We start from the raw sequence: 20,927 nt of genomic DNA, 5'->3' as shown, positions 1-20,927 counted from the left end.
CACGTATCATTTCGGTATGCGGGGTAATCAAACTCCAGACTTTGGGGAACGGCTACTGTCAGGACTTACAGGTCGCCGTGGGTTTTAGATAAGCGGTTGAAGTGGATCTGTTCATCGCCAGGCCTGCCAGTTCCTGACTGGGGCCGGCTTGGAATTGCTGGAGAGCCTCGTTCGTCAGCGGCAGGCTGCTCAGGTTCATTCGAACCAAAACGTCGCCACCATTATCAAGTACGTCATTGACGCTCCGTCGGTTGACGAAACCACGATCAGCGATCAAAACATGACCTTCCTGCACAGAGCACAGAGTCAACGACTCGCCGGTTTTGGACGGTGTTATTTACACCAGCCTGGTGCCTACCTACGCTTCGCCCTATGCAAAACGAAATAAACCTGCGCCGCGTTTTCTTATTCCATTAACAACTAGGCAACTGTCAATCCTGACAGTAGATAGGCGCGCCGGTTCGCGCCAAATTGGGCACCTGCACACCCGTTCGGAGCCCGGCGATGGACCAGCAGGAACGCTTGAGCGTTACACTACCTTCCCTGCCCAAGGGCGGCGGCGCCATCCAGAGCGTCGGCAAAGGCTGGGGTGGCGTCGGAGCCACCGGCAAGGCGTCCTTCGACCTGCCCTTGCCAATTTCTCCTGGGCGCGGCTACGCCCCCACCCTGCAACTCAGTTACGGCAGCAGCGTCGGTAACAGCCTGTTCGGGATCGGTTGGGCGCTGTCCCTGGGCTGCGTGGCACGACGGACCAGCAAGGGGGTTCCGGATTACACCGACGACGATGTCATATTGGGCCCCGATGGCACCGTCTGGATGCCGGAGCGCAACAGCGCCGGGGAAATCATTCGCACGACAGTGAGCACCTATCGAGACCTGGCCTTGGGCATCGATTATCAGGTCGCACGTTATTTTCCGCGTATCGAGGGCGCGTTCGAGCGTATCGAACATTGGCGCTCAGCGGATGACTACCCAGGGTTCTGGCTGATCCACGGAGCCGACGGCAGCTTGCAGCTGTACGGTTTCAACCCATCGTCACGCAGCACGGACGTGGAAGACGCCCTACGCGTTGGCGAATGGCTGCTGGAAGAAACCATGAACGCCCGCGGCGAACATATCCTCTACGAGTATGCCGGCGAAGATCATGCCGGCATGCCCACCGATACGCCACGCGACTTCCGCGCCCAGTGCTATTTGAGCCGGGTGCGCTATGGCAATGCGCAGGCAAATGCCCACCTCTTTCATTGGGTGCCAGAGCAGTTGGCACAGGCGCAATGGCACTTCGACCTGATTTTCGATTACGGCGAGCGCGACACCGGGCTGGAGCAAATCCCCACCTACGATCCAGTCGGTACGTGGCCGGTGCGCAGCGATCCTTTCGCGACCTACGGCTATGGCTTCCTGCTGGGTAACCTGCGGCTGTGTCGGCAAGTGCTGATGTTCCACAATTTTGCGGAACTGGGCAGCGATCCGCTGTTGGTGCAACGCCTGCTCTTCGAATATCAGACCACCGACCTGGGCTACAACTTGCTATCCGCCGCGCACCAACAAGGCTATGACGAACAAGGGCAAATCGAATCGCGACCGCCAGTGGCGTTCGACTATTCGCCGTTCAAGACCGACGACGCCCAGTATCAACAGTTCGAGGCCATGCCCGGCCTCAACGACGGCCAGCAATACCAGTTGGTCGACCTGTATGGCGAGGGTGTTCCAGGCGTGCTTTATCGCAGTGACAAGGCCTGGTACTACCGCGAGCCGCTCCGCGCTCAACCGACGCGAACGGCCGATGAGGTGGTCTACGACGAGTGGCAACGACTGGATGCGATTCCCGTGATGGACAGCCGCAAACCGGTTCGCCAGTCACTGATGGACCTCACCGGCGATGGCCGTCTGGATTGGGTCATGGCGCAACCCGGTGCGAGCGGCTTTTTTACCCTCAACCCGGATCGCAGCTGGTCGAATTTCGTTACCTCTGCGGCCTTCCCCCGGGAGTTCTTTCATCCTCAAAGCCAACTGGCCGACCTGGTGGGCGGCGGCCTGTCCGACCTGGCGCTGATCGGGCCACGCAGCGTGCGCTTGTATGCCAATCGCCGCGAAGGCCGTTTCGCCAAGGGCCTGGATGTGCCGCATCGCATCGAAGCCGCACCTAAGGATCGCCTGCCTTTATTGAGCCAGGCACAGACCGAACTGGTGGCGTTCAGCGATGTATTGGGCACAGGTCAGCAGCATCTGGTGCGCATTCGCCACAACGAAATCATGTGCTGGCCCAACCGGGGCCATGGCCATTTCGACCCGGGTTTTCTTCTGGGAACCCTGGACTATACCTACAAGTCCTTCGACGCCTCGCGGATTCTGCTCGCCGACCTGGACGGTTCCGGCGCCGCTGACCTGATCTACCTCACCAGCGAACATGCCGAGATCTACATGAACCGCACCGGCATGGGTTTTGAAACCAACCCGCGGATTTTGCCCTGGCCGACGGGCGTGCGTTACGACCGGTTATGCCAAGTGAGCGCCGCGGATTTGCAAGGGCTGGGTTGTTCGAGCCTCGTGCTGACCGTACCGCACATGAAGCCCCGGCACTGGCGCTGCGACTTTGTCGAGGCCAAGCCGTATCTGCTGCACCGGACAAACAACAATATGGGGGCGGTTGGGGAAGTGTTTTACCGCAGCTCGGTCCATGAGTGGCTGGATGAGAAAAAGGAACGACGGGCGGCGGACGCGGAAGTTGCCAGCTATGTACCGTTTCCGATGCCGCTGGTGTCACGGCAAACCCAACAGGATGAAATCACCGGCAACCTGTTGACCCAACATTTCGAGTATCGCCAAGGCTTTTATGACGGCCAGGAGCGCGAGTTCCGTGGCTTTGGCCTGGTGATGCAAAATGACAGCGAAACCGCCGGTGACGAACAGCGACAGGCCGGTTTTACCGCGCCGGTGCTGCGCAAGAGTTGGTTCCATACCGGTCGTACCCCCGATCTACCGGGCCTGGATTACGACCAATCAGACCGCGTGGCCAAGCCCCTCGGCCCGGCGCTGCTGTTGGCACCGCAAGACGGCGAGCCGGACGAAATTATCAGCAACGCTGACGAAGACACCTGGCATGACATGGCCTATGCGATGGCCGGCATGCCGCTGCGGGTCGAAGTGTTCGCCCCGTTGCAACCCCTTCCCTATTCGGTGCAGCAGTCACGCCTTGCCGTACGTTTGTGGCAAACACGGGGTGACGACCAACCCTATTGCAGGACGCAACCGCTGGAACTGGAGTCGATTGCCTATACCTACGAGCGCCTGCCGGACGACCCGCTGTGCCACCACCGTATCAGTCTGGCCTGGGATCGTTACGGCGGACTGATCCATGAGGTAACCGTCGCCTATGCCCGGCGCAAGGACATCGATGATGACCCTCCGTTCGATAAAGACCACGAACAAACCTGGTGGTGCGCTTCCCACGATGACGCGCAGAGTTTTTACTACCTGAGCGAAAACCGCGCTCAGTTCATTCATCTGGACAACGATCCGCAAGCCTGGCGTCTGGGCCTGCCCTATCTATCCCGAGGCAATGCGCTGGTGTTGTCAAAGGCCGTGTTGGGGCCGGAGGATATTTCCCATGAGGCGATGTTCGATCGCCTCAATGCACCGCCCGGCGAACCTTTCCAGCGGGAACTGGCCCACCTGTCCGAGCAACGGTACCAAGAGGAAGGCCAAACCCTGCCAGCGGGAGAAGCCAGCTTCGAGGCCTTGGCCGACTACCTTGAGTCTGCCGAATTGGATGAAACTGCGTTGCAGGCCTATGCGTCGGTGCTCAGTCCCGAGGAACTGGATGCCCGGCTGCCCGAACTCGGCTATCACCCCATGCCCGCCCAGCTGCCGACGGAACCGGACAAAGTGTTGTGGTCGATCCGCAAGGGCTTCATGACCTATGCCGGACTGGAAGGCTTCTATCGCGTCATCAGCAGCCGAGCCACCCAAAGCCAGGGGCCAACGGACATCGGCTTCGATCCTTATTATTGCCTGCCCCTCAGTGTCACCACCGCCGACGGCTGCAGCACCCGCGTGGTCAATACGGATTACCGGTTCCTGTTGCCCCGTCGCATCATCGACCCAAACCAGAACATCCAAGAGGCCCGCTATGACGGCTTTGGCGAACTGTCAGTCAGCAGTTTCCACGGGACCGAGCGCGGCGAAAACGTAGGTTCCGACCCACTGGACGAGCACCAACCCTTCACCCGCTCTCCCACTGAAGCCATTGCCGATCCGGAGGCCGCCTTGCAAGGCGCCGCCAGCGCCTGCTTTCGCGACCCTTTCAGTTGGATGCGCGACGGGGAACCGGTCCACGCGGTGACTCTGCAAGCCGACCGCTACCCGCAGCTCCCGGACAACCCCGAGCGCAAGATCCGCATCGCCGTTCAGTGCTGGGACGGCTTTGGCCGCGTCCTGCAAAGCAAGCAAAAGGTCGAGCCGGGAAACGCCTACCAAATCGCCGACGACGGCACCCTCGTGCTGGACGGCGACCAGCCCGTCACCGCCCCGGCCATCGAGCGCTGGCGAGTCAGTGAACGGGTCGAGTACAACAATAAGGGCCTGGCGGTGCGGGTTTATCGACCTTACTTCGCCGATGGCCATCGCTACATCAAGGACGAATCGTTCCGCCGTTTCGGGCATTGCGACCAGCAATTCTACGATCCGCTCGGGCGGCCTACGTTGACCGTGACGGCCATGGGGTATTGGCGGCGTCAGCGGTATCTGGGGTGGTATGGGATTTCGGAGGATGAGAACGATACGTTGGAAGAGTCTTCATTGGGGAATCCGCCGAGTCTATTAGCTTCCTAGTTGAAGGTTAAAAGAGGTTTGAGCATGTCGAGGTTTACCGCCAGCATTCACGTCCACACACCAACCCTAATGGTGGTGGACCCACGCGGGCTCGATGTGCGTTCAGTCGCTTATTGCCGCGCCATCGAAGCAGCAGAACCCGAAGAACGAGTCAACCGCAGCGCTCACGACGCCATCGGGCGCCTGGTCAAACAGTGGGATCCCAGGCTAGGGACTCTCAGTTCTGAAGATGCGCCCGCTAATTTATCCAACCACTATTCGTTGTCCGGCAAAGTGCTGGGTTCGCTCAGCGTCGATGCGGGTGAGCGGATCAGCCTGTTCGGCGATGGCGATCAGCTTGTTCACACCTGGGACAGCCGGTACACCGAACGGCGGCTGGAGTACGACAATCTGCTCCGTCCTTTGGCCATCCTCGAACAGGGCAAAGGCGAAGAGGCTCGCTGCACCGAACGCTACGAGTATGCCAACGCCGATGATGATTTCGCCGCCCACAACCAATGCGCCCAATTGATCCGACACGACGATCCGGCAGGCACCCAGACCTTGGAGGAATACGCACTGACGGGTGGCGTCCTCGAGCAAACCCAGCGATTCCTGCAAGCGCTGGCCGCACCGGATTGGCCGCTGCTTGTGCCCGATCGCGATGCCCTCTTGGAACCCATGGCCCAAGCGGCCACCAGCGCAACACGCTTCAACCCGCTGGGCGATGTGCTGGAGCAGACCGATGCCAAGGGCAATCGGCAACTGTTCGACTACACCGTCGATGGGCAGTTGTTCGCCAGCCATCTGCAACTGAGCAGTCGAACCACGCCTCAGACGCTGGTCAGTGATATTGCCTACAACGCCTACGGCCAGGTTGAGCAGGAAACCGCCGGTAACGGTGTGGTCAGCACACTGACTTACCGGGCCGAGGACGGACGCCTTCTTCAGTTGCGCGCCGCGCGCGGTGCCGGCGAACCGCTGCAGGATCTGCACTACGACTACGATCCTGTGGGCAATGTCCTGAGCATTAGAGACGATGCCCTGCCGATCCGCTACTTCGCCAACCAGCGGGTTGAACCGATCAACCGTTATAGCTACGACAGCCTTGATCAACTGATCAAGGCCACCGGCTGGGAGGCTGGAGCAGCCAGTCGCGGACCAGGGTTCAACCGTTTCGACGATCCGGGCGCCGTCGCCAACTATCAGCAAACCTACCACTACGACGCCGGTGGCAACTTGCTGGAACTGGTCCATGTCGGCCCGCAAGGCCACAGCCGCAAACTGAGGGCGGCGCGTTATAGCAACCGCTGCCTGCCTGAGCGCAACGGCCAGCCACCGACCGAAGCGGAAATCGCCGCCGCGTTTGATGGCAATGGAAACTTGCTGGAGTTGCAACCAGGACAAACGATGGCTTGGGACCTGCGTAATCAACTGCGCGAGGTGAGACCGGTCGAGCGTGAAAGTGCTGATGATGATCGCGAACTGTACCTCTACGGTGGTGACGGGATGAGACGGCGCAAGGTCCGCTCGACCCAAACCAACGCCCGTTCACTGATTTCGGAAGTTCGTTATTTACCGAGTCTGGAAATCCGTACCCACGCGGGCACGGGTGAAGTGTTGCAGGTGATCTGCGTGCAGGCCGGACGCAGTGCCATGCAGGTGCTGCACTGGGAAACGCCACCGCCCTCCGGTATTTCCAACGACCAATACCGCTACAACTTGACCGACCATTTGGGCTCCAGCAGTTTGGAACTCGATAGCGATGCCCAAGTGATCAGCCGCGAAACGTATCATCCGTATGGCGGTACGGCCTGGTTTGCCGGGCGCGATGACGTGGAGGCGAGTTACAAAACCGTGCGTTATTCAGGGAAAGAGCGGGATGCGACGGGGCTTTATTATTATGGGTTCAGGTATTACGCGACGTGGTTGCAACGGTGGGTTAATCCGGATCCCAGCGGAACCTTGGATGGCTTGAATTTGTATCTCATGGTCAAGAACTGCCCTATTGTATTGCGCGATATCGCAGGCTTGGCACCTGTCTTGGCGGACGGCTCAGAGCTCAAGTCGCCGATTGCGAACGAAACGCTTGCATTGCGCATCGAGAATAACAAACCGACCTCTCTCATTTCGTATGAGGTCGATGATCTGGGCAGTCGTTTAGCCAAGGTGGATAAAGAATCGCAAGGCAGGGCGGAACGTATCGCCGAACAGTTCAATCATAAAATCGTCCTAGGGTTCATTGCCAAAACGACCCCAAAAGTGACCGACCTGCAGGAACCGAGCAAATACTTCAATGTGTTCAATAAGCATGAATGGGAGTTCAAGCAAAACTTTAAATACGCCGACTCCGGCAAAATTTTCGCGAATGATGTGGCTCGACACCAATATCGGCTTGTTGCTGAAAAAAATAATTTTTTTGGCCATTTACCCAGTACGATCAGACGATCGAAAGTGATAAATGCCGAAACGCTAAACAAAACAAAGTCGCTGGAGAGCGGCTCTGCTGAGTTATTCAATGCCTTTTGGAGTACACCAAATGGCAAAACAACACAGAGAGTCATGGAAGATTTTGGTTTGAAAGCCTTGGCGGTCAGGAAAGAGACGAACGGAAAGTACACCGACTTTATCGTGGATGTCGAACCGATTGGAGCCTACCGCAAAGTTGAGTCCTGCACCGCCGTTCCAATCGCCAACGCAAATCTTGAAGCCCCCGCTGCCGCAAGACCGATATCACCAGGATTCTTGGCACGCTTTCGAGCTCGAACAATGGCGGCGTGAGGGCATTAGAAACCTTCCGCTCCCAGCCGAGCCGGAGCAAGCTCTCATGGAACAAATTACAACCTACTGATTTTTAACAAGTAGATTTTTCCGCTAAAAACAGTTTGGCCATTTGCCTCAGTTGATCGCCCCCCCATTGTGGCGAGGGGATTTATCCCATAAGCGCTAACCAAATTCCAAAATAGTAAACTGATCGTCAATGAAAGAGCTGCAAGGAAAGCAAGCGTGACACCAGGACTAGATGAAGTGTCTAGTCCTGAAATAGGTCTACACCTTTTTCACCTACAGCCCAGCGATCAAGGATACTGCTGGTAAGTCTGGTCCTGCTGCTGCGGCGCCTGGTACTGCTGCCCAGGAATAGCCTTGAGATTGACCTCGACCCGACGGTTCTGCGCACGGCCATTGACGTCGCCGTTGCTCGCCACCGGGTTGTCCGGGCCGGCGCCACGGGCCGACAGGTTGGCACCGCTCACGCCCTGGGACGTCAGGTAGGTCGCCACGCTCTGGGCGCGTCGCTGGGACAGGTCCATGTTGTGCTGGCGGCTGCCGGTGCTATCGGTGTAACCGACGATTTCTATCTGGTTCTGGTTGAACTCCTTGAGGGAGTTGGCCAGGTTGTTCAGCGGCTGGTAGAAGCTGGACGCGATGTTCGCCGAGTCGGTGGCGAAGGTGATGTTGCCCGGCATGATCAGCTTGATCTGGTCGCCCTGGCGCTGCACTTCAACACCGGTATTGGCCATGCTGGCGCGCAGTTTCTTTTCCTGCTGGTCGGCGTAGTAGCCGTAGCCGGCCGCGGAGGCCCCCACCACCGCCGCGCCGATCAAGGCGCCCTTGCCACGGTTATCGTGACCGATGGCCGCACCGGCCAACGCCCCCGCCAGTGCACCGAGGCCGCCGTACTTGGCGGTTTTGCTCATGCCCGACGATTCGGTAGAGGCCTGGCCCTGGTTGTCATAGGGGTTAGGCGACGCACAGCCGGACAACAAGGCCACGGCAGTAGCGACAACGATCAAGCGACGCGAGGTGAACATGAAGATGCTCCTGAGATTTTCAGTCTGGTTGCCAAAGTGTAGGCAATCGACTCTGGCAGGCGTTGGAACGCGACAACCGTTAAAAATTCCGTCCCGCTGCGTCGCGCTTCGCCCGGCTGCCGGACAAAAATCCGTCGTCCGGGCGAAGTACCCTCAACCCTGCGCCAGACAGCGGCTCACGCCCCTGACAATCATCTCCACTTCGCGCCCATCGATCGTCAGCGGCGGCAGCAGGCGGATGGTCTGGCCCCGGGTGACATTGATCAGCAGGCCATGGTCCTGGGCGGCGCGAAGGGTCAGGTCGCGGACCGGTTGCTTGAGTTCGATGCCGATCATCAAGCCCTGGCCGCGAATCGCCAACACATTCGGATTGTCCGCCAGCTCGGTCCGCAGCCGGCCCAGCAACTGTTCGCCCTGATGCCTGGCGTTCTCCACCAGCGCTTGTTCCTCGATGATGTCCAGCACCGTGCAACCGACCCGACAGGCCAACGGATTGCCACCGAACGTGCTGCCATGGCTGCCGGGGGTAAACAGCTCGGCAGCCTTGCCCCGCGCCAGGCAGGCCCCGATGGGCACGCCGTTGCCCAGGCCTTTGGCGAGAGTCATGACGTCCGGCACGATGCCCTCGTGCTGGAACGCGAACCACTGGCCGGTGCGACCGATGCCGGTCTGGATCTCGTCGAGCATCAGCAGCCAGGCGCGCCGGCTGCACAGCTGCCGCAAGGCCTTGAGGTAACCCGGCGGGGCGAGTTGCACGCCGCTTTCACCCTGGATCGGCTCCACCAGCACCGCGACGATGCGCTCGGCGTGAACCTGCTGGATTTGTTCCAGCGCCGCGAGATCGCCGAACGGCACCTTGATGAAGTCCCCCGGCAAGCGGTTGTAGCCCAGCCGCACGGACGGACCGTCACTGGCGGACATAGTGCCCAAGGTGCGCCCATGGAACGCGTTGTCCATGACCACCACCAACGGCTGCTCGATGCCCTTGTGCCAGCCATAGAGGCGCGCCAGTTTCAGCGCGGTTTCGTTGGCCTCGGCGCCCGAGTTGTTGAAAAACGCTCGCTCCAGGCCGGACAGCCGGGTGAGTTTTTGCGCCAGGCGCTGCTGCCAGTCGATGCTGTACAGGTTGGACGTATGCAACAGCAGGCCGGCCTGCTCGCTGATGGCAGCCACCAGCCGCGGGTGGGAGTGGCCGACATTGGTCACCGCCACGCCCGCCACCGCATCGAGGTATTCGCGGCCGTCCTGGTCCCACAGGCGCGTCCCCAAGCCATGGGTGAAATTCAACGCCAGGGGTTGGTAAGTGGTCATCAGGCAGGCAGCGGTCATGGCATCAAGCTCCATCGGGTGGTTTTTTCCAGTATGGTTAGCCACCCTCGATGGATAAATGCCACTTTACTTCAATCATCTATAAGCTGAGCTTGATAATGGACCTGTTCCAGGCAATGACCGTTTACGTGAAAGTGGTGGAGACCGGCAGCCTGACAGCGGCGGCCCATGCCTGCGAAATGTCCACCACCATGGTGGGCAATCATCTTCGCGCGCTGGAGCAACGTCTCGGCGTGCGCCTGATCAATCGTACGACGCGGCGCCAACGCCTGACGGAATTCGGCTCGGCCTACTACCAGCGCTGCCTGGAAGTGCTGGGGCTGGTGGCCGATTCCGAACGCCTGGCCGAACAGACCCAAGGCGAGCCCACCGGCACCCTGCGCATCACCGCGCCGCTGACCTTCGGCACCGAACGCCTCGCGCCGGCCCTGGCCGAATTCAGCCAGCGCTTCGCTCAGGTCAAACTCGACGTGGTACTGACCAACCAGCGCTTGGACCTGCTTGACCATGGTTTCGACGTCGCCATCCGCCTCGGCCTTCCCGACCCGAAATTGATCGTGCGTCCGCTGGTGGACTACACCCTGACCATTTGTGCCGCCCCTGCTTACCTGGCGCGCAAAGGCACGCCGCAAAAGCCCGATGATCTGCAACACCACGATTGCCTGTCGTTTGCCTATTCCGCTGGTGACGAATGGCGCTTCGCCCAGGAACACTGGCCGATCAACGGTCCGGAAGGGGAAATCAAAGTCCCAGTGACCGGGCCGATGCTGATCAATAGCTCCTCGGGCCTGCACCGTGCCGCGTTGGCCGGCATGGGTGTGGTGATGCTGCCCGACGCGCTGGTGGCAAAGGATCTACAGCAAGGGGATCTGGTGGCGCTGCTGCAGGATTATCAACTGCCCCATCGGCCGATGAGCCTGATGTACGCCCAGGATCGCTACCGTTTGCCGAAGCTGCGCAGTTTTGTCGAGTTTGCGCTGGAGAAATGGGGCAAACCCTGATGGGCGTGCTCGATAAGTGTTGGATAAATCCCGTGGCGAGGGAGCTCGCTCCCGCTGGGGCGCGAAGCAGCCCTGCTTTGGGGCTGCTACGCCCGAAGCGTCGGACCGGCCCAGCGGGAGCAAGCTCCCTCGCCACAGTTCAGGCGTTCACCCGAAGCGCTGCCCGCTAGTGACGCCGAGCCCCATCGGCTACTCTTCTCCCCTGAAGAGCATTTTGATATCAGGGCTGATTGAGGGAACAACGATGGACGACGCCTCGAAGATCGATTTGCTGCGGTTCGATTTGTCCGATCTGGACGAAAGCGTGCTGCACACCATCATGGAGCTGGTCAGCGACGGCATCTGGGACTGGAACGCCAATACCGGGTTCGTCTATCGCAACCCCGGCTGGTACACCATGCTCGGCTATACGCCCCATTCCCTGAGCAATACCGTGTTGACCTGGGAGAGCGTGATCCATCCAGAGGATTATCCCCAGGTGATGGCCCTGTTCGACGATTACCTGGAACAACGGTCGCCGAAATACCAAGCCGAATACCGCTGCCGGGCCCATGACGGCTCCTATATCTGGATCGAAGACCGCGGTTACGTGATTGCTCGCAACCCCGACGGCAGCGTCGCTCGAATGATCGGTGCCCATCGCAGCATCGACGACAAGAAGCGCCTGTTCGAGCAACTCGAACGGCGTAACAAATCCCTGGAAGCGATCATCGAAGAGCGCACTCGCGAGTTGTCTCGAGTCAACCATCAACTGCAGATCCAACTCGACGAAAACCGCAGGCTCGCCGAAACCGACGCCTTGACCCTGGTCGCCAACCGCTATCGCCTGGAGCAGGCGCTGCCACTGGCCTGTGAGCGTGCCCAGCGCTTTCGCGAACCGTTGTCGCTGATCGCCATGGACGTCGACGACTTCAAGGACATCAATGACCGCTACGGCCACGCCTTTGGAGACGCAGCGCTGGTGCAGGTGGTGCAGGCGGTCAAACGCTGCGAGCGCGACGGTGACCTGTTGGTGCGCTGGGGCGGCGATGAATTCATCATGATCTTGCCAAACACGTCGTTGGCCGATGCGGTCCTGATGGCTGAAACCATTCGCCGAGGCCTGTCCGACCTGCTCCCGGTGGGCGACTTCCCGATCACCATGAGCTTTGGTGTGGTGCAGCGGCTCGACGACGAGACGCAAGAGGTCCTGATGGATCGGGCGGACCAGGCGTTGTATCGCTCCAAGATGGCCGGCAAAAACGTGATCTGCCACTGAAGCCGCAATTGCCAGGAATGAACCCATGAGGCGTTTGTCGCGGTCATAGCTTTATCCCCCCCGCGATAGGTCTCCCACGTTGCCGACTCGACTCCCCCGCTCTCCTAACCTTTTCCTGGGCTGTGCCGGCTGGTCGTTGCCCAGGGCACATTGGCCGGCGTTTCCCGATGAAGGCAGCCATTTGCAGCGCTACAGCGCACGCTTCCCGGCGGTGGAGATCAATAGTTCGTTCTATCGCCCACATCGTCCCGCCACTTACGCCAAGTGGGCGGACAGCGTGGGGCCGGACTTTCGCTTCTCGGTCAAGGTGCCAAAGCAGATCACTCACGATCGACGACTGCACGATTGCGAGGGGCTTGTGGATGAGTTCCTTGGGCAGTGTTCACAGTTGGGCGAAAAACTGGGTTGCCTGTTGATCCAATTGCCGCCATCACTGGCCTTCGACAACAGCCAAGCCGAGCGCTTCTTCGAGGCTTTGCGGGATCGGTATCAGGGCCCCGCGGTTCTCGAACCCCGACACCCGAGCTGGCTCGCGCCGCAGGCCATGGCGATGCTGGAGAACGAGCGGATCGGTCGTGTTGCTGCCGATCCGTCCCCCTTATCGGGGGGCGATCTACCGGCAGGCTGGCCTGGCATTCGTTATTACCGTTTGCATGGCTCGCCGCGAATCTACTATTCCCCTTATGACGAGACCTGGCTGAAGCAGCTCGCGCAACAGTTGAAGAGCGCTGCGGATACGCCGACCTGGTGCATCTTCGACAACACCGCCAGCGGCGCCGCAACGCCGGACGCATTGCGGCTGATGGAACTGATGCGCGAATGAAATACGTACCGGCCACCGCTCCGACCGTGACAACACCGCCCGCGTCCAATAGATTAGGCGGCCGGAAAAAAGCTCAATGCCTTTCTCGCCTCATCCCGCTAACAGAAGTAGTGAAATTTCAATGTCCGATTCCAACACCGCTGAATCCGTAGTCACCCTGTCGTCCAAAGCGGAATACGAAAACTCCATCAATCTTTCACAGCATCTGCCCCAGGCCAAGACCATCAGCGAAATGGTCCTCGATGCGTTCCAGTCGAACCGCGAAAGCGACCAGATCCGCGAACTGCGCAACGCCATTCGCCAGGCCCACGATGCGTTCGATGACGACAAGGCCTACGAGTTGATGGGTCAGCTCAAGCAGCTCAAGGACGCTGAGGCTGCGGATTTTGCAGCCTTGGAAGACCTGGGCAGCCGCTTCCCGATCAGCCGCATTCTTTCCAGCTACAAAGACGACCCGTCGTTCCAGGAGCTGGTCTACGGCCTGGCCCTGAAAGTGCTGAACCAGACTCACCAGGCCATCAGCAACCCGAGCGGCAGCAAGGGCAAGGCCTCGCGGCCCAAGAAGGAAGCCGAAGTGTTTGTTATCAGCAAGGACGGCATCAGCGTCACCCTGCCCCTGCGCACGCCGCGCTCCAAGCCGAACGTCGACCGTGAAGCCTTCGAGTTCCTCGGCTTCAACTTCGTCGGCGAAGGCGAAGAAGCCGAGCTGGAAAGCGAAACCTTCCTGGACAACGACGGCACTGAACAACCGGTCACCCGCAAGAGCATCGTCACCGCGCTGCAACAGCAGAAAGCGTTCGACGGCTACAGCATCGCCCAGCAATAAGCCCAGGTTGAGTTTCCCCTGTGGGAGCGGGCTTGCTCGCGAATGCGTCCGGTCAGCCAACTTCAACTTAACTGACCCACCGCTTTCGCGAGCAAGCCCGCTCCCACAGGAACATCGTCAGCGGAAATAACACCCAAGAAAAAGCCCCGCACTTCTCTCGAAGGCGGGGCTTTTCCATGGCTATGAGCGGATCAAACAGCACCAAGCCGCTCGACCATATCCAGAAACTTCTCGACCAATTTGATCAACAAAGCCGCCTGGGCATTAGGCTTGGACTTTTCCTGCTACCAGTTTCCAAGGGTGCCCGGGCTGGTCCTGATGCTCTTGGCGAAAACGGCTTAAGCGTGATCTTGCCCTCGCGGTGAGCGGCCATCTCCTCGACGCCTTGCATCATCTCGGCAAACAGATCGCGCTTTTTCATAAGGTACCTCGTACTTTCAACTCAGCTGCTATGGCGCGCCGGACATCTTCCCTTGATCGCAGATCGGGTTCCCCAACTCTCCCTTAGCGAACATCCAGAGCAGACCAGCATTCATAAAGCAATAATGGATACGCAGCAATCCTTGTGGGAGCGGGCTTGCTCGCGAAGGCGCCGTGTCAGTCAACATCAGCTCCACTGACCCACCGCATTCGCGAGCAGGCTCGCTCCCACAAAAGTCAGAAGTAACACCCAAGAAAAAGCCCCGCGCTTCTCTCGAAGGCGGGGCTTTTTTTGCAGCTCTGGCGCTTAAGGCGCGTAAGTCAGCAACAACTCACTCGGCACCTTGAAATCCAGGGACATCATGACGCTCAGGGCGGTGATGGTGAAGATCGAGAACACGAACAGCTTGCGTGCCCAGACCGTATCGTCCACCGCCTTGTAGCCGGTCCAGGCCATGTACAGCCAGTACATGCCCATGGCAGCGGCGACGGCGAGGTAGCTCATGCCGGCGTAGCCGCTGAAGGTCAGCATCAAGGTCGCCACCAGGAAGGCCAGGATGTAGAGCAGGATGTGCTTCTTGGCCACGCGGATGCCGCGCTTGACCGGCAACACCGGAATCGAGGCCGCCAGGTAGTCGTTGAAGCGGAAGATCGCGATGGCGTAGGAATGCGGCATCTGCCACAAGCTGAACATCACCAGCAACGTCAGCGCCGCCATGTCGAAGCTGTTGCTCACGGCCACGTAGCCGATCACTGGCGGCATCGCCCCCGACAGGCTGCCCACCAGCGTGCCGTGGACCGACTTGCGCTTGAGGTACAGGCTGTAGAGGCCGACGTAGATGACAAAACCGATCACCGCGAACAACGCCGCCAGCGGATTGGCCACCCAGTACAGCAGCGCCACGCCGGCCACGCCCAGCACCGTGGCGAAGGCCAGGGCCAGTTGCACCGGAATCAGGCCTTGGACCAGCGCCCGGTTCTTGGTGCGTTCCATCTTGATGTCGATGTCGCGGTCGATGCAGTTGTTGAACACGCAACCGGACGCCACCACCAGGGAAGTGCCGATCATCGCCGCCAGGAAGATGGCCAGATCGACATGCCCTTTCGAGGCCAGGAAAAACCCGCCCGCCACAGAAAGCACGTTACCGAAAATGATCCCCGGCTTGGTGATTTGGATAAAGTGCTTCAGTGACATCCGGACTTTCCTCAGTGCGCCATCATGTTGGTGTGGATGCTGAACATGATCCACAACGACAGGCCGACCAGCAGGACAATCACGATCGCGGCAAACACAAACGCGACCACGTTGTTACGTTGGGCAGCGGAGCGGTCCAGGTGCAGGAAGTACACCAGGTGCACCAGTACCTGGACCACGGCGAAGATCAGGATGATCCACAGGGTCAGGGTCTTGGGCAGCGACGGGTACATCACCAGGCCGAACGGAATGACGGTCAGGATCACCGACAGGATGAAACCGATGGCGTAGGACTTGACGCTGCCGTGGCCGGCGTCATGGCCATCATGGGAATGTGCGTTAGCCATTTACAGGGTCCCCATCAGATAAACAACGGTGAATACGCAGATCCACACCACGTCCAGGAAGTGCCAGAACAGGCTCAGGCAGCTCAGGCGCGTCTTGTTGGTGGCGGTCAGGCCGTTTTTCTGGACCTGGTACATCATGATCGCCATCCAGATCAGGCCGCTGGTCACGTGCAGGCCGTGGGTGCCGACCAGGGTGAAGAACCCGGACAGGAAGCCGCTGCGGCTAGGGCCGTAGCCTTCGGCGATCAGGATATGGAACTCGTTGATCTCCATGGCGATAAAGCCGGCGCCCAGCAGGAACGTCATGGCCAACCAGCCCAGGACCTGGGTTTTCTTGCCCTTGAACAACGCCAGCATGGCGAAGCCGTAGGTGATCGAACTGAACAGCAGCAGCGCGGTTTCGCCCAGTACATAAGGCAGTTCGAAGATTTCGTGGCCCGACGGGCCACCGGCGACGTTGTTAACCAGCACCGCGTACACCGCGAAGATCGACGCAAACAGAATGCAGTCGGTCATCAGGTAGAGCCAGAAACCGAATACGGTCATCTCGCCCGAGTCGTGGTGATGGTCATCGTGCCCATGGTCATGACCATGGGCGTGTCCAACATTGGTCACTAAGTTCGACATGGTTTAAGCCTGTTCCAACGAGGTTTCAACACGGGTGGCGGTGGCGGGGACTTTCCCGGCCGCGACCAGGCGCTTGTGCTGCTCGGCTTCGATGCGTTCGATGACATCCACCGGCACCATGTAGCCCTGATCGTCACGGGCGGCATGGATCACGAAATACGCCACGGTGCCGACCAGGCTGACGATGGCCAGCCACCAGATGTGCCAGATCATCGCGAAACCGAACACGGTCAACAGTGCGCCCATGACCACACCGGTGGCGGTGTTGTTGGGCATGTGGATCGGCTCGTACTTGGCCGGAACCTGGTACGCGGTACCGGCTTCCTTGGCTTCGGTGAACGGGTCGATGGTTTCCGCTTTCGGCAGCACGGCAAAGTTGTAGAACGGTGGTGGCGACGAAGTCGACCATTCCAGGGTATGGGCATTCCACGGGTCACCGTGTTCGCACATGTTTTCCGGTTTCTTGCGATCACGCACGCTGACGTACAGCTGGATCAACTGGCAGGCGATACCGACCGCGATCATCACCGCGCCGAACATGGCGACGTACAGGTACGGCACCCACTCAGGGTTGGTGGTGGCGTTCAGGCGACGGGTCATGCCCATGAAGCCCAGTGCATAGAGCGGCATGAACGCGACGAAGAAGCCCGAGATCCAGAACCAGAACGCTGCCTTGCCCCAACCTTCGTGCAGCTTGAAGCCGAACGCTTTCGGGAAGTAGAACGCAAAGCCTGCGATGTAGCCGAACACGGCGCCGCCGATGATCACGTTATGGAAGTGCGCGATCACGAACAGGCTGTTGTGCAACACGAAGTCGGCACCCGGGATGGCCAGCAGGACGCCGGTCATGCCGCCGATGGCGAAGGTCACCATGAAGCCCAGGGTCCACAGCACGTGGCTGGTGAAACGCAGGCGGCCCTGGTAGATGGTGAACAGCCAGTTGAACAGCTTCACACCCGTCGGGATCGAGATCAGCATCGTCGCCAGGCCGAAGAAGGCGTTGACGCTGGCCCCCGAGCCCATGGTGAAGAAGTGGTGCAGCCAGACCATGAAGCCCAGTACCGAGATCGCGCCGGAAGCGTAGATCATCGAGTGGTGGCCAAACAGCTTCTTGCCGGAGAAGGTCGAGATGACTTCGGAGAAAATACCGAACGCCGGCAGGATCAGGATGTACACCTCGGGGTGACCCCAGGCCCAGAACAGGTTGACGTACATCATCGGATTTCCACCCAGTTCATTGGTGAAAATGTGGAAATCCATGTAGCGGTCAAGCGTCAGCAGCGCCAGGGTAGCGGTGAGGATCGGGAACGAAGCGACGATCAGCACGTTGGCCCAGGTGCAGGTCCAGGTGAAGATCGGCATGTCCATCAACTTCATGCCAGGGGTACGCATCTTCAGCACGGTGGCCAGGAAGTTGACCCCCGTCAGCGTTGTCCCCAACCCGGATAGCTGTAGCGCCCAGATGTAGTAATCCACCCCCACGCCCGGACTGTATTGCAGCCCCGACAACGGCGGATAGGCAACCCAGCCGGTCTTGGCGAATTCGCCGACACCCAGGGACACGTTGATCAGCACCACGCCGGACACCAACAGCCAGAAGCTGAGGGAGTTCAGGAACGGATAGGCAACGTCGCGCGCGCCGATCTGCAGCGGCACTGCAAGGTTCATCAGGCCGGTGAAGAATGGCATCGCCATGAAGATGATCATGATCACACCGTGGGCGGTGAAGATCTGGTCATAGTGTTCAGGCGGCAGGTAGCCAGGCGAACCCTCGGTGGCCATGGCCAACTGGGTACGCATCATGATGGCGTCGGCAAAACCGCGCAGCAGCATGACCATGGCGACGATGATGTACATCACGCCGATTTTCTTGTGATCGACCGAGGTCAGCCACTCTGTCCACAGGTAGGTCCACTTCTTGAAATAAGTGATACCGGCGAACAATGCCAGACCACCGAGCGCGATGATGGCGAGGGTCACCATGACAATCGGCTCGTGGAACGGGATCGCTTCCCAACTTAATTTACCTAACATCGTTTACTCCTCTGCCCCGGCAGCTGAATGCGAGCTCATGTCCATCCCTTCCATGTTGTGAGCCACTTCCTTGTCTTTCTTCTCGTGGTGCATCGGCTTGCCCGGATTCATCCCTTCATACTTGTCGATGATGGTCTGGAACAGGTTCGGCGTAACCGACGAGTAGAGTTCGACTGGGTTGTTCTGGCTCGGCTTGGAAAGGGCTTCGTATTCAGCTTTTTCAAGCTGTTTAGGTGCCTTCTTCACTTCGTTGACCCAGGCGTCGAATTCTTCCTGGGTGGTGGCGGTCGCTTTGAACTTCATGCCGGTGAAACCCGCGCCGCTGTAGTTGGCGGAGATACCTTCAAGTTCGGTGTTCTGGTTGGCGATCAGGTGCAGCTTGGTCTGCATGCCGGCCATCGCATAGATCTGGCCGCCCAGGCCCGGGATGAAGAACGAGTTCATCACGGTGTCGGAGGTGACCTTGAAGTTGATCGGCGTGTGGGCCGGGAACACGATCTTGTTGACCGTGGCGATGCCTTGTTCCGGATAGATGAACAGCCACTTCCAGTCCATCGAGACCACTTCGATGGTGATCGGCTTGACGTCGGATTCAAGCGGACGATAAGGGTCCAGGGCGTGGGTCGACTTGTAGGTGACATAACCCAGGGCAATGATGATCAGCACCGGAATGGTCCACACCGCCACTTCGATCTTGGTCGAATGCGACCACTTCGGCGTGTAGGTGGCCTGGGTGTTGGTTGCGCGGTACTTCCAGGCGAACAGGAAGGTCATGACGATAACCGGCACAACGACCAGCAACATCAGCAGCGTGGCGGTGATGATCAGGTTTCGTTCATCCAGGCCGACCTGGCCCTTGGGATCGAGCAAGGTCATGTTGCAGCCTCCCAGCAGCAACGTGCCGAGCAGCGGCAACAAGCCTAGTAATCGGGGGTACCTGTTTTTACTCATCTCACGACCTCTAAAGCAGCTTGCGCAATGCAGTTGGGTTTTGATCGCCAACACTTCACCCTGCCAAGGGTTGGCATTTTCTTGGATTGAATAAGGGCTGCCCGTCGAACGTCAGCGGCTGTTCGACACATCCTGGGCCAGCAGTGAGTTCTTATTCGTTGGTCAAAAGGCCTAGTTCAAGCCCAATTCCATTTGGTGCGGATAGTTGGAGGCACCGACACCTGGGGTCGCATGGGGCGCTGGCGCCCTTCGACCACTCTCGTGCTCAAGCTTGAGCCGGGTCGGAAAATCGGTGCGGGCGATTGTAGTGAGGTGACGCGCTGTAGACCATGTCTCATCCCGAAATAATTTTTATCCGATCCGGCAACAATCTCTTGCTGATATTGCAACGGGCCAGCATCTTATCGAAATTCATTCTCAACAAGAACCCCAAAAAACGTAGGTCTACTACGCCCGATTTAGACAGCTCGAGCCGATTCTCAAGAGCTTTTTTGTCCGGCAAGCGCCCATTTTCAGGGGCCTGCGCCGCCTGACGCCGCGCTGTTAAAAATGCCTGCTGCAAGCGAGACGCTGGCTGCGAAACCAGACGTTTTTTTGTTACAGGAATGAGCGTTTAACCGCCGTCGGAAAGGCTGAGCGTCGCAAGATATGTGACAACGTGTCGCACGTTGTCGCAGGTCATTCTTGCCTCGGATCAAGGACGCTCCGGCTCAGGGGTGAAACAGAAAACGCCCCGGCTCTCCAAGGGAGAAACCGGGGCGTTTCATTGAGGCGTTTCAGCGAAGCGTTTTGCGGTTACGCGACACCAGCAATGGCACCAGCACCACCGTCAACACGAAGGCCACCAGTGCCCATTGCGCCAGGGACAGGCCCAGGATCGGTGGGTAGGGCGTGGAGCAAAAACCGTCGACCTGGAACCCCAGCGGAAAGATCTTCGCCAGCGGCAGGTCATCGACAATCGGTTGCAAGACATCGATACCGCAACTGACCGCGGGGAAGAACTGGGTGTACACGTGATGCCCGGCTACACCGGCCCCGGCCAGGGCGCAGAGCACCACCAGGCCTTCGAAGATCGTCAGGCTGCGGCGGGTGCGCATGGCGGCGCCGATGAAGGCGAAAATCGCGATCAGCAACAACGCATAGCGTTGCAGGATACACAGCGGGCACGGCGCCTCGCCGAGGGCCACCTGCATGTACAGCGCACCACCGATCAGTGCCAGGCAGATCAGCCCCAGCAGCACCAGATAGCGCCGCTCGCGGCCCAGCCGCATCATTTCCTCACTCATTGCGTTTCCCTTTGTCTGTATGGATCGACGCGCAGCCTCGCAACACCCGGCGCGCGATCGGACGTACCGAAGTCTACACGCTGACCATGACAGTGAACGAGCAGCGGGCGTCGACAATTGAAGGGAATAGAGCGCAAGAAGGTTAAGCGGGGATTAATGCGGGTCAGTTGGACAGGGGTGGAGCTGCGGCCGCCATCGCGAGCAAG

The 20,927-nt window shown here is 59.3% G+C and carries 16 protein-coding genes and 1 pseudogene; 6 read left to right on the top strand and 11 right to left on the bottom strand.

What is annotated here, in order from left to right:
• Positions 1-58: 58 nt before the first annotated feature.
• Positions 59-277 carry a hypothetical protein gene (locus tag HU715_RS17785; RefSeq protein WP_186705100.1) on the bottom strand — a complete coding sequence of 73 codons (219 nt, stop codon included), beginning with the start codon at positions 275-277 and terminating at the stop codon, positions 59-61.
• Positions 278-504: 227 nt separating this feature from the next.
• Here HU715_RS17785 and HU715_RS17780 point away from each other — a divergent pair, with 227 nt between their 5' ends.
• A complete protein-coding gene (locus tag HU715_RS17780) occupies positions 505-4,833 on the top strand; it encodes a SpvB/TcaC N-terminal domain-containing protein (protein WP_186705099.1) in 4,329 nt (1,442 codons plus the stop codon).
• 24 nt (positions 4,834-4,857) lie between these two features.
• Positions 4,858-7,593: an RHS repeat domain-containing protein gene (locus HU715_RS17775; protein ID WP_225917653.1), complete on the top strand. Its 2,736-nt coding sequence runs from the start codon at positions 4,858-4,860 to the stop codon at positions 7,591-7,593.
• 296 nt (positions 7,594-7,889) lie between these two features.
• Here the strand turns inward: HU715_RS17775 and HU715_RS17770 are convergent, their stop codons facing one another.
• Both HU715_RS17770 and HU715_RS17765 read right to left on the bottom strand, forming a co-directional pair.
• Positions 7,890-8,624 carry a YiaD family glycine zipper/OmpA-like lipoprotein gene (locus HU715_RS17770; protein ID WP_186705098.1) on the bottom strand — a complete coding sequence of 245 codons (735 nt, stop codon included), beginning with the start codon at positions 8,622-8,624 and terminating at the stop codon, positions 7,890-7,892.
• Positions 8,625-8,777: 153 nt separating this feature from the next.
• Positions 8,778-9,953 (bottom strand): aspartate aminotransferase family protein, encoded by a 1,176-nt coding sequence (locus tag HU715_RS17765; protein ID WP_186705097.1) that lies wholly within the window; start codon positions 9,951-9,953, stop codon positions 8,778-8,780.
• Positions 9,954-10,051: 98 nt separating this feature from the next.
• On the opposite strand from HU715_RS17765, the gene HU715_RS17760 reads away from it, so the two are divergent.
• The 4 genes from HU715_RS17760 to HU715_RS17745 all read left to right on the top strand — a co-directional run bounded on the left by HU715_RS17760 (position 10,052) and on the right by HU715_RS17745 (position 13,861).
• Entirely contained in the window at positions 10,052-10,954 is a 903-nt protein-coding gene (locus HU715_RS17760; protein WP_186705096.1) for a LysR family transcriptional regulator, read from the top strand.
• A gap of 244 nt (positions 10,955-11,198) precedes the next feature.
• Positions 11,199-12,212, top strand: coding sequence for a sensor domain-containing diguanylate cyclase (locus tag HU715_RS17755; RefSeq protein ID WP_186705095.1), 1,014 nt, complete (start codon positions 11,199-11,201; stop codon positions 12,210-12,212).
• Positions 12,213-12,291: 79 nt separating this feature from the next.
• Entirely contained in the window at positions 12,292-13,035 is a 744-nt protein-coding gene (locus HU715_RS17750) for a DUF72 domain-containing protein (RefSeq protein WP_186705094.1), read from the top strand.
• Between the two features lie 121 nt (positions 13,036-13,156).
• The gene (locus tag HU715_RS17745) at positions 13,157-13,861 is read left to right on the top strand and encodes a hypothetical protein (protein WP_186705093.1); all 705 of its coding nucleotides are present in this window, start codon (positions 13,157-13,159) and stop codon (positions 13,859-13,861) included.
• A gap of 191 nt (positions 13,862-14,052) precedes the next feature.
• Here the strand turns inward: HU715_RS17745 and HU715_RS27350 are convergent.
• The 8 genes and pseudogenes from HU715_RS27350 to HU715_RS17710 form a co-directional block, all read right to left on the bottom strand.
• Positions 14,053-14,282 (bottom strand): annotated as a pseudogene (locus HU715_RS27350) (helix-turn-helix domain-containing protein).
• 306 nt (positions 14,283-14,588) lie between these two features.
• Positions 14,589-15,476 (bottom strand): heme o synthase, encoded by an 888-nt coding sequence (gene cyoE, locus HU715_RS17740; protein WP_003178131.1) that lies wholly within the window; start codon positions 15,474-15,476, stop codon positions 14,589-14,591.
• An 11-nt stretch (positions 15,477-15,487) separates the two neighbouring features.
• Positions 15,488-15,823, bottom strand: a complete 336-nt coding sequence (gene cyoD, locus HU715_RS17735) for a cytochrome o ubiquinol oxidase subunit IV (RefSeq protein WP_186705092.1) — start codon at positions 15,821-15,823, stop codon at positions 15,488-15,490.
• Positions 15,824-16,450 carry a cytochrome o ubiquinol oxidase subunit III gene (locus HU715_RS17730; protein ID WP_186705091.1) on the bottom strand — a complete coding sequence of 209 codons (627 nt, stop codon included), beginning with the start codon at positions 16,448-16,450 and terminating at the stop codon, positions 15,824-15,826. It lies immediately after the preceding gene.
• 3 nt (positions 16,451-16,453) lie between these two features.
• Positions 16,454-18,484 (bottom strand): cytochrome o ubiquinol oxidase subunit I, encoded by a 2,031-nt coding sequence (gene cyoB / locus HU715_RS17725; RefSeq protein WP_186705090.1) that lies wholly within the window; start codon positions 18,482-18,484, stop codon positions 16,454-16,456.
• 3 nt (positions 18,485-18,487) lie between these two features.
• Positions 18,488-19,435: a ubiquinol oxidase subunit II gene (gene cyoA / locus HU715_RS17720; RefSeq protein WP_186705089.1), complete on the bottom strand. Its 948-nt coding sequence runs from the start codon at positions 19,433-19,435 to the stop codon at positions 18,488-18,490.
• Positions 19,436-19,769: 334 nt separating this feature from the next.
• Positions 19,770-19,997: a hypothetical protein gene (locus HU715_RS17715; protein ID WP_186705088.1), complete on the bottom strand. Its 228-nt coding sequence runs from the start codon at positions 19,995-19,997 to the stop codon at positions 19,770-19,772.
• Positions 19,998-20,211: 214 nt separating this feature from the next.
• Positions 20,212-20,721 (bottom strand): disulfide bond formation protein B, encoded by a 510-nt coding sequence (locus tag HU715_RS17710; protein WP_186705087.1) that lies wholly within the window; start codon positions 20,719-20,721, stop codon positions 20,212-20,214.
• Positions 20,722-20,927 lie beyond the last annotated feature (206 nt).

This window comes from Pseudomonas zanjanensis, from assembly GCF_014268745.2.
Lineage (GTDB): Bacteria > Pseudomonadota > Gammaproteobacteria > Pseudomonadales > Pseudomonadaceae > Aquipseudomonas > Aquipseudomonas zanjanensis.
The sequence above is the reverse complement of the archived record's forward strand: the minus strand, read 5'-3'. Positions and strand labels throughout refer to the sequence as shown.